Here is a 14,966-nt window from a genome sequence, read left to right as displayed (position 1 = left end):
ATGGCCGGACAATGTGTGGCAAATATGCCACAGTGGGTCATCATGTGATGGACGCGCGGCCACGTCCTGGTTGAACATGTGTCCCGGATGTAGTGTCGAAGCACTAGGCGTATTCGGCCGACGGATTCTTGCAATGAGGGTAGTCCCTTGAACGATATGGCGAAGAACCTGATTTTGTGGTTGGTCATCGCGGCGGTGTTGCTGACGGTGTTCAACAATTTCAGTGTCGAAGACTCACCGCAGACGATGAACTACTCTCAGTTCATCGAGCAGGTGCAAAACGAGCAGGTCGCGAGCGTGACCATCGATGGTTACACGATCTCCGGCCAGCGCAGCGATGGCTCGGAATTCCAGACCATTCGTCCGGCGGCGGAAGACCCCAAGCTGATGGATGATCTGCTGGCCCATGACGTTACCGTGGTCGGCCAGAAGCCCGAAGAGCAGAGCCTGTGGACCCGCCTGCTGATCGCCAGCTTCCCGATCCTGCTGATCCTGGCGATATTCATCTTCTTCATGCGTCAGATGCAGGGCGGTGGCAGCGGCAAGGGCGGGCCGATGAGTTTCGGCAAGTCCAAGGCCAAGCTGCTGTCCCAGGACCAGATCAAGACCACCTTTTCCGACGTCGCCGGCTGTGACGAGGCCAAGGAAGAAGTCGAGGAGCTGGTCGACTTCCTGCGCGATCCGACCAAGTTTCAGCGCCTGGGCGGCACGATTCCGCGTGGCGTGCTGATGGTGGGGCCGCCGGGTACCGGCAAGACCCTGCTGGCCAAGTCGATCGCCGGCGAGGCCAGTGTGCCCTTCTTCTCGATTTCCGGTTCCGACTTCGTGGAAATGTTCGTCGGTGTCGGTGCTTCCCGCGTGCGCGACATGTTCGAGCAGGCCAAGAAGCAGTCGCCCTGCATCATCTTCATCGACGAGATCGACGCCGTGGGCCGCTCGCGCGGTGCCGGCATGGGCGGCGGCAATGACGAGCGCGAGCAGACGCTCAACCAGTTGCTGGTCGAGATGGACGGCTTCGAGGCCAATGAGGGCATCATCGTCATTGCCGCGACCAACCGGCCCGACGTGCTGGATCCGGCACTGCTGCGTCCCGGCCGTTTCGACCGCCAGGTGACCGTGCCGCTGCCGGACATCCGCGGCCGCGAGCATATTCTCAACGTGCACCTGCGCAAGGTGCCGCTGGGAGATGACGTCAAGCCGACCTTCATCGCCCGTGGTACCCCGGGCTTCTCCGGGGCCGACCTGGCCAACCTGGTCAACGAGGCGGCGCTGTTCGCTGCGCGTGGCAACAAGCGTCTGGTGGGCATGGATGAGCTGGAAATGGCCAAGGACAAGATCCTGATGGGCGCCGAGCGCCGCTCCATGGTCATGACCGAGAAGGACAAGCTCAACACGGCCTATCACGAGTCCGGCCACGCCATCATCGGCCTGGTGATGCCCGAGCATGATCCGGTCTACAAGGTGACCATCATTCCGCGTGGCCGCGCACTGGGCGTGACCATGTTCCTGCCGGACGAGGATCGCTACAGCATGTCGCGTCAGCAGATCATCAGTCAGATCTGCTCGCTGTTCGGTGGCCGTATCGCCGAGGAAATGACGCTCGGACCCAATGGCGTGACCACGGGGGCCTCGAACGACATCAAGCGGGCCACCGAGCTGGCCCACAACATGGTCGCCAAGTGGGGTCTGTCCGACGAGATGGGGCCGATCATGTACGACGAGGACGAGTCGCACCAGTTCCTCGGTGGCGGCAGTCAGGGCGGCATGCTGAAGTCCGGCGAGACCACCACGCGTCTCGACAAGGAAGTGCGCCGCATCATCGACGAGTGCTACCAGCAGGCGCGTCAGATCCTCGAGGACAACCGCGACAAGCTGGATGCCATGGCCGAGGCGCTGGTCAAGTACGAGACCATCGATCACAGCCAGCTCAAGGACATCATGGAAGGCCGTGATCCGAAGCCGCCGCAGGACTGGGAAGATGGCGGCTCCGGTGGCGGCTCGCCGGTGACCGATGCCGGCGACGAGAACCAGGCCTCGGATTCGTCCTCCGATGATGGTGACTCGGACGAGGAAACGCCGCGGCGTCGCCCCTCCGACCCCCTGGGTGGTCCTGCCGGTACCTGATCCGCTGCCCAGTCACCAGGATCGTCAGGCGCCCTGCGGGGCGCCTTTTGTGTAGCGCCCGGCCAGCATGATGCCGGGCTCGGTCGTTCGCTGCTTTTCCGGGAAGATGATGTACACCAGACCTGCCTCCACCCTGCAATGCGGTCGCCACCGCCTGGATCTCTCCTTTCCCCATGTCATGGGGGTGCTCAATGTGACGCCGGACTCCTTCTCGGATGGGGGCCATCATGTGGCCCTGGATGATGCCCGTCAGCGGGCCGAGAAGATGCTCGGCGAGGGGGCCTCGATCATCGACGTGGGCGGCGAATCGACACGTCCCGGCGCGGCCGCCGTGCCCGTGCAGCAGGAACTGGATCGGGTCATGCCGGTGGTCGAGGCCCTGGTGCGCGATCTGGATGCGCTGGTCTCGGTGGATACCAGCACCCCGGAGGTCATGCATGAAGTGGCCAATGCCGGGGCCGGCATGCTCAATGACGTGCGCAACCTGCGGCGCGAGGGCGCCATGCGGGCCGCCGCCACCACCGGGCTGCCGGTGTGCCTGATGCACATGCTGGGCGAGCCGGGGGACATGCAGAACGATCCGCATTATGACCGGCCCGTCGAGGAAGCCGTGGCCGAGTTCCTCGAGGCGAGGGTGGCCGACTGCGAGGCGGCGGGGCTGCGGCGTGAGCGGTTGCTGATCGATCCCGGCTTTGGCTTCGCCAAGACGGTGGAGCATAATCTACGTCTGTTGAAGTACATGGAGCGCCTGACCGCACTCGAGTTGCCGATCCTGGTCGGCATGTCGCGCAAGAGCATGATCGGCAAGGTACTGGAGCGGCCGGTGGAAGAGCGCCTTGCGGGTGGCCTGGCCCTGTCCGCCATGGCCGTCGAGCGTGGGGCGCGCATCCTGCGTGTTCATGATGTGGGGCCCCACGTGGACGCGGTGAACATGGCCTGGGCCGTACTCAAGGAAGGTTGCGACAATGACTAGACGTTACTTTGGCACGGATGGCATTCGCGGGACGGTTGGGGAACCTCCCATCACGGCAGACTTCATGCTCAAGCTGGGCTGGGCGACCGGCCAGGTGCTGAGGCGTGAACTCGGCCAGGCCAGGGTGCTGATCGGTAAGGACACCCGCATTTCGGGCTACATGTTCGAGTCGGCGCTGGAAGCCGGGCTGTCAGCGGCGGGCGTCGATGTGGCCCTGCTCGGCCCGATGCCGACGCCGGGCATTGCCTACCTGACGCGCACCTTTCGCGCCGATGCCGGGATCGTCATTTCGGCGTCGCATAATGCCTTTGCCGACAACGGCATCAAGTTCTTCTCCGCCGAGGGGGTCAAGCTGGACGATGCCGTCGAGGAACGCATCGAGGCGATGCTCGACCAGCCGCTGACCACGGTGGCGCCGGATGCCCTGGGCAAGGCGCGCCGCGTGGATGATGCGGCCGGTCGCTACATCGAGTTCTGCAAGTCCACCGTGCCCAATCGCGTCCATCTGCACGGCCTGCACATGGTGGTCGATTGCGCCCATGGGGCCACCTACCATATCGCGCCCAATGTGTTCCGCGAGCTGGGCGCCGAGGTCAGCCTGATCGGCGCCAATCCGGATGGCCTGAACATCAACCATGACGTGGGCTCCACCCAGCCGGCGGCGCTACGTGCCGCGGTCATCCGCGAGGGTGCGGACCTGGGCGTGGCCTTCGACGGCGACGGGGACAGGGTATTGCTGGTGGATGCCGATGGTCGCGAGGTCGATGGCGACGACATCCTCTACATGATTGCCCGTGATCGCCACACCAGGGGCGAACTGGTCGGTGGCGTGGTCGGCACCCTGATGAGCAACTTCGGCCTGGCGGCCGCCCTGGAACAGATGGGCGTGCCCTTCGAGCGTGCCAAGGTCGGCGACCGCTATGTGATCGAGCGCATGGCCGCCAATGACTGGCAGCTGGGCGGCGAATCCTCGGGCCATATCGTCTGTGGCCATGTGCAGACCACCGGCGACGGCATCGTCTCGGCTCTCCAGGTGCTGTCGATCATGGCGCGCGAGGGCAAGACTCTGGGTCAGTTGCTGTCCGGGCTGGAGAAGGCGCCACAGGCGCTGGTCAACGTGCGCCTGCCGGCGGGCGCCGATGCCAAGGCGCTGATGGATGAGCCGGCCTTGAAAGACGCCGTCGCGGCCCTGGAAGCCGAGCTCGGCGACCAGGGGCGTGTCCTGCTGCGGCCGTCGGGCACCGAGCCGTTGATCCGCGTCATGGTGGAGGGTCGCCCGCACCTGGATGTCCAGGGCCTGGCCCGGCGTCTTGCCGATGATGTCGAGCACATGTTGTCTTGACAAAGCCGCTCCTATACCATTTCGGCCCACCTTGAAGAGGAAGTCTCATGCCTACGCCGCTGATTGCCGGCAACTGGAAGATGAACGGTTCCCGTAGCCTGGTCGAGTCATTCGGTCAGGCACTCGGCGATGCTGCATTGCCGTCGCAGCTGGATGTCGCCCTGATGGTGCCATTCCCCTATCTGGAAGCCGCGGCCCGTGCCCTGTCGGGCAGCCGCGCGGCACTGGGCGCGCAGACTCTCAGTGACCAGGCCTCGGGGGCCTATACCGGCGAAGTCAGCGGCGAGATGCTGCGCGAGCTGGGGGCGAGCCTGGTGCTCGTCGGCCACTCCGAGCGGCGTACCCTGTTCAACGAGGACGATGCCGCCGTGCTGGCACGGGTGCAGCGCGCCCTGGACGCCGGCCTGCGGCCGATCCTGTGCCTCGGTGAGACCCTCGCCGAGCGTGATGCCGAGCGTAGCGAGGCGGTGGTGCTCGGTCAGCTGGATGCGGTATTGAACGGCCTGGAGCCGGACCAGCGTCAGCAGCTGGTGATCGCCTATGAGCCGGTATGGGCCATCGGCACCGGGCGCACCGCCACCCCCGAACAGGCGCAGGCCATGCACGCCGCGATCCGCCGTCGCCTGGCGAGTCATGCCGAAGCGCTCGCCGCTGCCACGCCGCTGCTGTACGGCGGCAGCATGAAGGCTGATAACGCCGCCGAACTCCTGGCTCAGCCGGATATCGATGGTGGCCTGATCGGCGGCGCTTCTCTCAAGATCGACGATTTCCTAGCCATTTGTCAGTCAGCAGGTTGAATCCATGCAAGTTGCTCTTCTCATGATCCACGTGGCGATTGCCATCGCCCTGGTTGCCCTGATCCTGCTGCAGCAGGGTAAGGGGGCCGATGCCGGCGCCTCCTTCGGTGGCGGTTCTTCCCAGACCGTGTTCGGTTCGCGCGGCAGCGGCAACTTCCTGTCACGCGCCACCGCCCTGCTGGCGGCCGCGTTCTTCGCGACCTCCCTGGCCCTGGCGTATTTTGCGTCCCAGGCCGGCGAGGCGCCGGTCGAGACAGGCATTCCCGATGCCGAAGTGATCGAACAGCAAAAAACCTCCCCGACCCTTGACGAAGAGGGCAGTGGCGAGGATAATGCAGCGCCAGTACTGGAGGAGGGCGGCAACTGATCCGCGCCTTCCGGTCGTCCCCTGATGCCGAAGTGGTGGAATTGGTAGACACGCTATCTTGAGGGGGTAGTGGCCTTACGGTCGTGCGGGTTCAAGTCCCGCCTTCGGCACCATATGAAACCGACTCCGCAGGGCAATGCGCATGCGAGTGTCGGCCTCAGTAGCAGGATTGGCAGAACGGTAGCGTTGTAGCTTGACGCCGGCAGGCATCGGGCATACAATCACCGACCTAGATTGATGCGGGGTGGAGCAGTCTGGTAGCTCGTCGGGCTCATAACCCGAAGGTCATCGGTTCAAATCCGGTCCCCGCTACCATCTTCCTGGCAGGCATGCAGTTCCTTTAGGGGCATGCCGATGATGCCGAAGTGGTATACAGGTTTCTTGTAAAAGCCCCTTCCTGTGAAGGGGCTTTTTGTTAGCGGCCAGCTCGACGACACAGTGCGATCGGCTGACCCGGGATAACGCCAATCAGCCACCTGACTTTCCTGTTGACTCCTGGCCAGGTGCCTGATGCAACGGCTGTAGGAGCTTTCTTCCATGGCAACCAAGGATACTGCGCTGAAGGCGCTGATCGAGCCGATCGTCACGGCCATGGGCTTTGATCTGTGGGGCATCGATTATCTGTCCCAGGGCAAGCACTCCCGGCTGGTGGTCTACATCGACCATGAGAACGGGGTCGGGGTGGATGATTGCGCCGATATCAGTCGCCAGGTCAGCGCGGTGCTGGATGTCGAGGATCCGATCGCCGGCGAGTATCGACTCGAGGTGTCATCCCCCGGGGTGGATCGGCCGCTGTTTACCCTCGAGCAATTCGAGCGCTATGCGGGTCACAGCGTGACCGTGAAGCTGCGCACGGCCTTCGATGGGCGTCGCAAGTTCAAGGGAGTGCTGGCCGGCATTGAAGGTGACGAGGTGCTGTTGCAGCTCGACGGCGAGGAATATTGCTTTCCCATCGAGAGCATTGACCAGGCACGCATCGAACCGCAGTTCGAGTCGTGATGGTGGTGCACAAGGACGGGTTTTCTGGCGAGGCTAAGTCATGAGTAAAGAGATTCTGGCGGTCGTCGACGCGATCTCCAATGAGAAGGGGGTCCCCCGCGATGTGATCTTCGAGGCGGTCGAGTCCGCCTTGGCCAGTGCCTCGCGCAAGCGCTTCGAGGATGAAGAAGCCAGCGTGCGCGTGCACATCGATCGTCGTACCGGGGACTATGAAACCTTCCGTCGTTGGGAGGTGGTTGAGGACGACGACTTCGACGGGCCGGATGCCCAGATCAAGCTCACCTATGCCGAACGGCGCGATCCGCCGCTGGGTCTGGGTGATGTGGTCGAGGAGCGGATCGAGAACGCCACCTTCGGCCGGATCGCCGCTCAGACCGCCAAGCAGGTCATCGTGCAGAAGGTCCGTGAAGCCGAGCGTGCCGAGGTCGTCAGCCTCTACGCCGAACGCGAGGGCGAGCTGGTCGCGGGCATTGTCAAGAAGACGACACGCGACGGCCTGATCATTGACCTGGGCGACAACGCCGAGGCGTTCCTGCCGCGCAGCGAGATGATCGCCGGCGAGCGCTATCGCATGAACGAACGTGTGCGGGCCCTGCTGACCAAGGTCGATCCCGAGGCGCGTGGCGCTCAACTGATCCTGTCGCGCATCGCGCCGCAGCTGATCATCGAGCTGTTCAAGATCGAGGTTCCCGAGATCGCCGAGCAGCTGATCGAGATCAAGGGCGCTGCCCGCGATCCCGGTTCGCGCGCCAAGATCGCGGTCAAGACCAATGATCGCCGCATCGATCCGGTGGGGGCCTGTGTCGGCATGCGTGGCTCGCGCGTTCAGGCGGTCTCCACCGAGCTGCAGAACGAGCGCGTGGACATCGTGCTGTGGGACGACAACCCGGCACAGCTGGTCATCAACGCCATGGCGCCGGCGGATGTGGCGTCCATTCTGGTCGACGAGGACGCCCATGCCATGGACGTCGCGGTCGGCGAGGACAATCTGGCCCAGGCCATCGGTCGCAGCGGCCAGAACGTCCGCCTGGCAACCGAGCTTACCGGCTGGCGCATCAACGTCATGACCGAGGCGGAAGCCGAGAGCAAACGTGATCAGGAGGTCGATAGCCTGGTCGAGTACTTCATTCAACACCTGAACGTCGACGATGACGTGGCGCGTCTACTGGTCGAGGAAGGCTTCACGTCACTGGAAGAAGTCGCCTACGTCCCGGTGGAAGAAATGCTGGAAATCGAAGAGCTGGACGAAGAGCTCATCGAGGAGCTGCGCGCGCGTGCCAAGGACGAATTGTTGAACCTGGCCATCGCTTCCGAGGAAGAACTCGATGGCGCCCAGCCGGCCGACGACCTGCTGGCGATGGACGGCATGGAGCGCCACCTGGCCTTCATCCTGGCCAGTCGGGGTATCGTCACCATGGAGGATCTCGCCGAGCAGTCTGTCGATGATCTGACCGATATCGAGGAACTGGACGACGAGCGCGCTGCATCACTGATCATGACCGCCCGCGCGCCATGGTTCGAGAGCGAACAGTAATACGGGTCACGGGCTGAGGAGGGTCGTAATGTCAGAAATGACCGTTAAGGATTTTGCAGCAAAGGTGGGGCGCGATGTGTCCCGCCTGCTGGAGCAGATGAAAGAAGCCGGACTCGAGCACAAGTCCGAGGGCGACGTTGTGTCCGAGGAGGACAAGCGACAGCTGCTCGATTACCTCACCAAGAGCCACGGGGGCAGTGGCTCGGCGGGAGAGAAAAACCGCGTCACCCTCACCCGCAAGACCCGCAGCCGTATCAATACCGGTGAGCGTGGCAAGAGCATCGAGGTGCAGGTCCGCAAGAAGCGTACCTACGTGAAGCGCGACGAAGAGCCGGCCGAAGAGCCTCAGCAGGAGGAAAGCGGTCCTCGTCAGCTGGTGGGGGACATGGCCTCGGCCGAGGCCAAGCGTGAAGCCGAGGCGGCCGAGGAAGCCAAGCGTCGTGCCGAGGAAGAAGAGGCGCGCAAGGCAGCCGAGCAGGCCGAAGCCGAGAAGGCGGCCGCCGAGCAACCCGCCGCCGAAGAGGCCGCGCCGGCCAAGGCCGAGCCCGAGCCCGAGATTCCGGTGCCCGAGCTGGAGACCCCGGCCCCCGAGGAAGCCCCGGCACCGCCCAAGGAAGGCCGCACCGAGGGTCGCCGCGCGGCCGTCAAGAAGGCCAGTGGCAAGCCCGGCAAGAAGGGGCACAGCGGCAACGAGCGCGAGGATGACCGCAACGACCGCGAAGAGCGGCGGCGTGGTGGTCGCAAGGCCAAGCGCGCCGAGCGTCGTGGCAGCCGCCGTGGTGGCCAGGGCGGTGGCAAGCACGGCTTCCAGAAGCCGACGCAGCCGATCGTCCGCGAAGTCTCGATCCCCGAGTCCATCAGCGTTGCCGACCTGGCCGACAAGATGTCGATCAAGGCCAACGAGGTCATCAAGGCCATGTTCACCATGGGCGCGGCGGTGACCATCAACCAGACCATCGACCAGGACACCGCGGCCATCGTGGTCGAGGAAATGGGCCACAAGCCCAAGCTGGTCAAGGATGATGCGCTGGAGACGGAAGTCCTCGAAGGCATTTCCTACGAGGGCGAGGAAATCATGCGTTCGCCGGTCGTCACGGTCATGGGCCACGTCGACCACGGCAAGACCTCGCTGCTCGACTACATCCGCCGTGCCAAGGTGGCCACCGGCGAAGCCGGCGGCATCACCCAGCACATCGGTGCCTACCACGTCGAGGACGATCACGGCGGGGTGACCTTCCTGGATACGCCGGGCCACGCGGCCTTTACCGCCATGCGGGCACGCGGCGCCAAGGCCACCGACGTGGTGGTGCTGGTCGTGGCGGCCGATGACGGCGTCATGCCGCAGACCATCGAGGCCGTCGAGCACTCCAAGGCGGCCGAAGTCCCGATGGTCGTGGCCGTCAACAAGATCGACAAGGAAAATGCCGATCCGGACCGCGTCAAGAGCGAGCTTTCGCAGCACGGCGTGATCTCCGAAGAGTGGGGCGGTGATACGCAGTTCGTGCATGTCTCCGCACAGACCGGGGAAGGCATCGAGAACCTGCTGGAGTCGATTCAGCTGGTATCCGAAGTGCTCGAGCTCAAGGCCGTGCCCGAAGCGCCCGGCAAGGGCGTGGTGGTCGAGTCGCGTCTCGACAAGGGCCGCGGCCCGGTGGCCACCGTACTGGTCCAGAACGGTACCCTGAAGCGAGGCGATATCGTGCTTGCCGGCCTGCACTATGGCCGCGTGCGCGCCCTGACCAACGAACTCGGCAAGCAGGTCGAGGAAGTGGGGCCCGCCATGCCGGTGGAGATCCAGGGTCTGGATGGCACGCCGGAAGCCGGTGATGACTTCATGGTCCTCGACGACGAGAAGAAGGCCCGTGAAGTGGCCAACTTCCGCCAGGGCAAGTACCGCGAGGTGCGTCTGGCCCGGCAGCAGAAGGCCAAGCTGGAGAACATGTTCAGCCAGATGGGTCAGGAAGAGGCGGCCAAGGTCAACATCGTCCTCAAGGCCGATGTGCAGGGCTCGCTGGAAGCCATCAAGGGCGCCCTCGAGGAACTCTCCACCGACGAGGTGAAGGTTGCCGTGGTGTCGTCCGGGGTTGGCGGTATCACCGGTACCGATGCCAACCTGGCGCTGGCCTCCGAGGCCATCGTGGTCGGCTTCAATGTGCGTGCCGATGCGGCCGCCCGCGAGATCATCGAACGTGAAGGCCTGGAGCTGCGCTACTACAGCGTCATCTACCACCTGATCGACGAGGTCAAGCAGGCCATGAGCGGCATGCTCGAGCCGGACTGGAAAGAGCAGATCGTCGGTGTGGCCGAGGTTCGTGATGTCTTCCGTGCGCCCAAGATCGGCCAGGTGGCCGGGTGCATGGTGCTCGAAGGCAACGTCCATCGTCAGAAGAAGATCCGCGTACTGCGCGAGAACGTGGTCATCTACGAGGGCGAGCTGGAATCCCTGCGTCGCTACAAGGACGATGTCAACGAGGTGCGTAGCGGTGTCGAGTGCGGTATCGGCGTGAAGAACTACAACGATGTCCAGGTCGGCGACAAGATCGAGGTCTTCGATCAGGTCAAGGTCGAGCGGACACTGTGACCGCTCGAGGAGTCGATCATGCGTGAGTTCAAGCGTACCGACCGTGTGGCCGACCAGCTCCAGAAGGAGCTGGCGGTCCTGATCCAGCGCGAGGTCAAGGACCCGCGCCTGGGCATGGTGACCGTCAGTGGTGTCGAGGTCAGTCGCGACCTGGGGTACGCCGACGTTCACGTGACCCTGCTGGGCGAGAACGACGACGAGCGCGTGGCCGAGAATCTGAAGATTCTCAAGCGCGCTGCCGGCTTCCTGCGTGGTCAGATCGCGCGCCGCATCAAGCTGCGCCATGTGCCCGAGCTGCGCTTTCATTATGATGCCAGCCTGGAGCGTGGCCAGCGCCTTTCCTCGCTGATTGACGAGGCCGTCGCCGACGATCGCTCGCGTCATGATGACGAGGAAGGCGAACGCTGATGGCGCGCCGCCGTCGCGGCCGTCCGGTGGACGGCGTACTGCTGCTGGACAAGCCCGAGGGGGTGTCCAGCAATCAGGCCCTGCAGCGTGCCAGACGCTTGTTCGATGCGCAGAAGGCCGGCCATACCGGCACTCTGGATCCCATGGCGACCGGTCTGCTGCCCGTCTGCTTCGGTGAGGCCACCAAGTTCTCGTCGCACCTGCTGGATGCCGACAAGGTCTACCGGACCCGCGTCGAGCTCGGTGTGATCACCGATACCGGCGATGCCGAAGGCGAGGTGCTGGAACGACGTGACCCGCCGACACTGGACGAGACCGCCATCAGCGCGGTCTTGACCGACTTCATCGGCGAGCTCGATCAGGTGCCGCCGATGCATTCGGCACTCAAGCATCAGGGTCGCAAGCTGTACGAGCTGGCTCGCGAGGGCAAGACAATCGAGCGTGCAGCGCGTCGCGTGAGCGTGTATGATGCGCGCCTCCTGTCTTTCGATGGCACGGCCTTCGAGATGGAGGCGCGGGTCAGCAAGGGCACCTACATCCGCACCCTGGCCGAGGACATCGGCCAGGCGCTGGGATGCGGGGGCCACATCAGTGCGCTGCGGCGGCTCAAGACAGGGCCCTTCGCGGCGGACGACATGCTCGATCTGGCAAGCCTGGAGCAGCGGGTCGAGGCGGCCTCACAGGATGCGGCACTGCTGCCCGTCGATGTGCTGGTGGCCCATCTGCCGCGTCATGATCTGAGTGATGCCGGCGCCCGCCACCTGAGCTACGGCCAGGCGGCAGGAAACGAGGCGGGTGAGCTGCCCGTCGACAGCTTGATCAGGCTTTACCATGACGAGGCCTTCCGGGGGCTCGGCGTGGTGACGGCGGCCGGGGACATAGCGCCCCGGCGTCTGCTGAGCTCCGCGGTCGCGGGCTCGGCGTGAGCCAGTCCGGCACGGACTGGGCGTGGGGACTGCAAATATGCGTGGTCCCCGACATTCATCATTAGGCATATTGCTTACTGGAGAGACAGATGGCACTGACCGCAGAACAGAAAGCCGCGATCGTCAACGAACACGGCCGTGGTGAAAACGACACTGGTTCCCCCGAGGTTCAGGTGGCACTGCTGACCGCCAACATCGACGGTCTGCAGGGGCACTTCAAGACCAACAAGCAGGATCACCACTCGCGTCGTGGCCTGATCCGCATGGTCAACCAGCGTCGCAAGCTGCTGGACTATCTGAAGCGCAAGGATTTCGACCGGTATCAGGCGATTATCAAGCGTCTCGGCCTGCGTCGCTAAGGAGTCACTGCTTAAATGCCTGCGCGTGCCAATCGCGGCGTTGCGCGGTGCTAGAAAGCTCGCCTAACAATAGGTTATGTCTCGCTTTCTGCGCTCCGTGCGCCTTGCGCTTGGCGACGCTCGGCGATTTATGCAGCGCTCCTGACCGAAAAGCACCTTGTACGCCAAGCCGCTTTTCTGGCAACGACACGAAACGGGCGGTCCTTCGGGGCCGCCCGTTTTGTCTGTCAGGGGCAGAAGCCTTGCGCGCCTGACGTTCGGGCTGGCGATGCGGGGCGGGTGACAGAATCGGTGGCCCTCTCGGCCGTCAATCCCTAAAATGGTCGGCGAGTCAAAACGACCCGAACATGAATCGACAAGTTGAAGGAAGCCGCCGTGAATCCGGTCAAGAAAACATTCGAATACGGTCGCAGCACCGTCACCCTGGAAACCGGGCGTATCGCCCGCCAGGCCAATGGTGCCGTGATGGTCACCATGGACGACACCGTGGTGCTGTGCACCGTCGTGGCCAAGAAGGACGTCAATCCTTCCCAGCCGTTCTTCCCGCTCTCCGTCCATTATCAGGAAAAGACCTACGCGGTCGGCAAGATTCCCGGCGGCTTCTTCAAGCGCGAGGGGCGTCCCACCGAGAAGGAGACGCTGACTTCGCGGCTGATCGATCGGCCGATTCGTCCGCTGTTCCCGGATGGCTTCATGAACGAGGTCCAGGTCGTGTGCACGGTGCTTTCCACCGATCGCAACCATGACCCGGATATCGCCGCCATGATCGGCACCTCGGCGGCCCTGGCCATTTCCGGCGTGCCCTTCAATGGGCCGATCGGCGCGGCGCGGGTCGGCTTCAGCGAAGAGCAGGGCTACTTCCTCAACCCGACCGTCGAGGAGCTGACCACCTCCGAGCTGAACATGGTGGTGGCCGGTACCGAGAAGGCCGTGCTGATGGTCGAGTCCGAGGCCAAGGAGCTGCTCGAGGACGAGATGCTGGGCGCCGTGCTGTTCGCCCACCAGGAAATGCAGACGGTGGTCAAGGCCGTCAACGAGCTGGCGGCCGAGGCCGGCAAGCCGCGCTGGGAGTGGCAGGCACCGCAAGCCAATGTGTCCCTCGAGGAGGCCCTGAGCCGTGGCTTCGAGACACGCGTCGGCGAGGCCTACCGCGTCACCGACAAGATGCAGCGTCAGGACGCCCTGGCGGCACTCAAGGCCGAGGCCATCGAGCAGCTCGCCGGCGACCAGGACGGCCAGTTCGAGGCCGACGAGGTCAAGGGCGCCTTCGCCAGCCTCGAGAAGCGTGTCGTGCGCAGCCGGGTGGTCAAGGGCGAGCCACGTATCGATGGCCGCGACCTGAAGACCGTACGCCCGCTGGACATCGAGGTCGGCGGCCTGCCCAAGACGCATGGCTCGGCCGTCTTCACCCGCGGCGAGACGCAGGCGGTGGTCGTGGCGACCCTGGGCACGCTGCGTGATGCCCAGCTGATCGAATCCCTGGAAGGTGAACGCAAGGATCGCTTCCTGCTGCACTACAACTTCCCGCCCTACTGTGTCGGCGAAGCCGGCTTCATGGGCGGGCCCAAGCGTCGCGAGATCGGCCATGGCCGCCTGGCCCGGCGCGGTGTGGAAGCCATGCTGCCGTCCGAGGACGACTTCCCCTACACCATCCGGGTGGTCTCGGAAATCACCGAATCCAACGGCTCGAGCTCCATGGCCTCGGTGTGCGGTTCCTCGCTGGCCCTGATGGATGCCGGCGTGCCCATGAAGGCCCCGGTGGCCGGCATCGCCATGGGCCTGGTCAAGGACGGGGATGACTTCGCCGTGCTGACCGATATCCTGGGTGACGAGGACCACCTCGGCGACATGGACTTCAAGGTGGCCGGCAGCGCCGCAGGCGTCACGGCCCTGCAGATGGACATCAAGATCGAGGGCATCAACGAGGAGATCATGGAGCAGGCGCTGCAGCAGGCCCATGAAGCGCGTCAGCATATCCTCGGCCAGATGAACGACGTGATCGGCACGAGCCGTGAGGAAGTCTCCGAGAACGCCCCCTCCATGGCGACCATCAAGATCGATCCGGAGAAGATCCGCGACGTCATCGGCAAGGGCGGCGCCATGATCCGCAAGATCTGCGATGACACCGGCGCCTCCATCGATCTCGACGACGACGGCACGGTACGCATCTATGCCGAGGAGAAGTCGGCGGCCAAGGCGGCGATCGATACCGTGCTGTCGATCACCGCCGTGCCCGAGATCGGCAAGCTGTATCGCGGCAAGGTCGTGCGCATCGCCGACTTCGGCGCCTTCGTCAACATCATTCCGGGTACCGACGGCCTGGTGCACATTTCCCAGATTGTGCCCGAGCGGGTCAATGATGTGCGCGACTTCCTGAACGAGGGCGACGAGCCGATCGTCAAGGTGCTCGACATCGACAACCGCAACCGGGTGAAGCTGACCATCAAGGAAATCACGCCGGAAGAGAAGGCGGCCTTCGAAGCCGAGGCAGCCGAGGAAGAACCGCAGCTGTAAGCTTCAAGCCGCACGCTTGAGGACGAGCCGCCCCTGCAGCCG

Annotated in this window: 12 protein-coding genes and 2 tRNA genes; all 14 read left to right on the top strand. The window is 64.3% G+C overall.

Going from position 1 to position 14,966, the window contains the following annotated elements; all coding sequences use genetic code 11:
* The first annotated feature begins 147 nt into the window (after positions 1-147).
* Positions 148-2,124: an ATP-dependent zinc metalloprotease FtsH gene (ftsH, locus tag QWY79_RS01465; RefSeq protein WP_290269193.1), complete on the top strand. Its 1,977-nt coding sequence runs from the start codon at positions 148-150 to the stop codon at positions 2,122-2,124.
* Between the two features lie 109 nt (positions 2,125-2,233).
* Positions 2,234-3,097, top strand: coding sequence for a dihydropteroate synthase (folP, locus tag QWY79_RS01460; protein ID WP_435389747.1), 864 nt, complete (start codon positions 2,234-2,236; stop codon positions 3,095-3,097).
* The gene (glmM, locus tag QWY79_RS01455; protein WP_290269190.1) at positions 3,090-4,439 is read left to right on the top strand and encodes a phosphoglucosamine mutase; all 1,350 of its coding nucleotides are present in this window, start codon (positions 3,090-3,092) and stop codon (positions 4,437-4,439) included. The genes folP and glmM overlap by 8 nt, the downstream gene beginning before the upstream one ends.
* A 47-nt stretch (positions 4,440-4,486) precedes the next feature.
* Entirely contained in the window at positions 4,487-5,236 is a 750-nt protein-coding gene (gene tpiA / locus QWY79_RS01450; RefSeq protein WP_290269188.1) for a triose-phosphate isomerase, read from the top strand.
* Between the two features lie 4 nt (positions 5,237-5,240).
* Positions 5,241-5,603: a preprotein translocase subunit SecG gene (gene secG / locus QWY79_RS01445; RefSeq protein ID WP_290269186.1), complete on the top strand. Its 363-nt coding sequence runs from the start codon at positions 5,241-5,243 to the stop codon at positions 5,601-5,603.
* A gap of 26 nt (positions 5,604-5,629) precedes the next feature.
* A tRNA-Leu gene (locus tag QWY79_RS01440) sits at positions 5,630-5,716 on the top strand.
* 125 nt (positions 5,717-5,841) lie between these two features.
* A tRNA-Met gene (locus tag QWY79_RS01435) sits at positions 5,842-5,918 on the top strand.
* Between the two features lie 222 nt (positions 5,919-6,140).
* Positions 6,141-6,602, top strand: coding sequence for a ribosome maturation factor RimP (gene rimP, locus QWY79_RS01430; protein WP_290269183.1), 462 nt, complete (start codon positions 6,141-6,143; stop codon positions 6,600-6,602).
* Positions 6,603-6,642: 40 nt separating this feature from the next.
* Positions 6,643-8,136, top strand: a complete 1,494-nt coding sequence (gene nusA / locus QWY79_RS01425) for a transcription termination factor NusA (RefSeq protein WP_141320489.1) — start codon at positions 6,643-6,645, stop codon at positions 8,134-8,136.
* A 28-nt stretch (positions 8,137-8,164) separates the two neighbouring features.
* A complete protein-coding gene (gene infB / locus QWY79_RS01420; protein ID WP_290269180.1) occupies positions 8,165-10,717 on the top strand; it encodes a translation initiation factor IF-2 in 2,553 nt (850 codons plus the stop codon).
* A gap of 18 nt (positions 10,718-10,735) precedes the next feature.
* Positions 10,736-11,125: a 30S ribosome-binding factor RbfA gene (gene rbfA / locus QWY79_RS01415; RefSeq protein ID WP_141320485.1), complete on the top strand. Its 390-nt coding sequence runs from the start codon at positions 10,736-10,738 to the stop codon at positions 11,123-11,125.
* A complete protein-coding gene (truB, locus tag QWY79_RS01410; protein ID WP_290269174.1) occupies positions 11,125-12,051 on the top strand; it encodes a tRNA pseudouridine(55) synthase TruB in 927 nt (308 codons plus the stop codon). Before rbfA ends, truB begins: the two co-directional genes overlap by 1 nt.
* An 89-nt stretch (positions 12,052-12,140) precedes the next feature.
* Positions 12,141-12,410: a 30S ribosomal protein S15 gene (gene rpsO, locus QWY79_RS01405; protein ID WP_141320481.1), complete on the top strand. Its 270-nt coding sequence runs from the start codon at positions 12,141-12,143 to the stop codon at positions 12,408-12,410.
* A gap of 375 nt (positions 12,411-12,785) precedes the next feature.
* Complete coding sequence (pnp, locus tag QWY79_RS01400) at positions 12,786-14,924, top strand: polyribonucleotide nucleotidyltransferase (protein ID WP_290269171.1); 2,139 nt, start codon at positions 12,786-12,788, stop codon at positions 14,922-14,924.
* Positions 14,925-14,966: the final 42 nt, after the last annotated feature.

The sequence above is a fragment of the Halomonas sabkhae genome (assembly GCF_030409265.1).
Lineage (GTDB): Bacteria > Pseudomonadota > Gammaproteobacteria > Pseudomonadales > Halomonadaceae > Halomonas > Halomonas halmophila.
Note: the sequence above shows the minus strand (reverse complement) of the source record. Positions and strands in the feature narration are given on the sequence as shown.

Coding starts and splice junctions, on each gene's coding strand:
- folP (WP_435389747.1), top strand. CDS start 2,234: ATGTACACCAGACCTGCCTCCACCCTGCAATGCGGTCGCCACCGCCTG.
- glmM (WP_290269190.1), top strand. CDS start 3,090: ATGACTAGACGTTACTTTGGCACGGATGGCATTCGCGGGACGGTTGGG.
- tpiA (WP_290269188.1), top strand. CDS start 4,487: ATGCCTACGCCGCTGATTGCCGGCAACTGGAAGATGAACGGTTCCCGT.
- secG (WP_290269186.1), top strand. CDS start 5,241: ATGCAAGTTGCTCTTCTCATGATCCACGTGGCGATTGCCATCGCCCTG.
- rimP (WP_290269183.1), top strand. CDS start 6,141: ATGGCAACCAAGGATACTGCGCTGAAGGCGCTGATCGAGCCGATCGTC.
- nusA (WP_141320489.1), top strand. CDS start 6,643: ATGAGTAAAGAGATTCTGGCGGTCGTCGACGCGATCTCCAATGAGAAG.
- infB (WP_290269180.1), top strand. CDS start 8,165: ATGTCAGAAATGACCGTTAAGGATTTTGCAGCAAAGGTGGGGCGCGAT.
- rbfA (WP_141320485.1), top strand. CDS start 10,736: ATGCGTGAGTTCAAGCGTACCGACCGTGTGGCCGACCAGCTCCAGAAG.
- truB (WP_290269174.1), top strand. CDS start 11,125: ATGGCGCGCCGCCGTCGCGGCCGTCCGGTGGACGGCGTACTGCTGCTG.
- rpsO (WP_141320481.1), top strand. CDS start 12,141: ATGGCACTGACCGCAGAACAGAAAGCCGCGATCGTCAACGAACACGGC.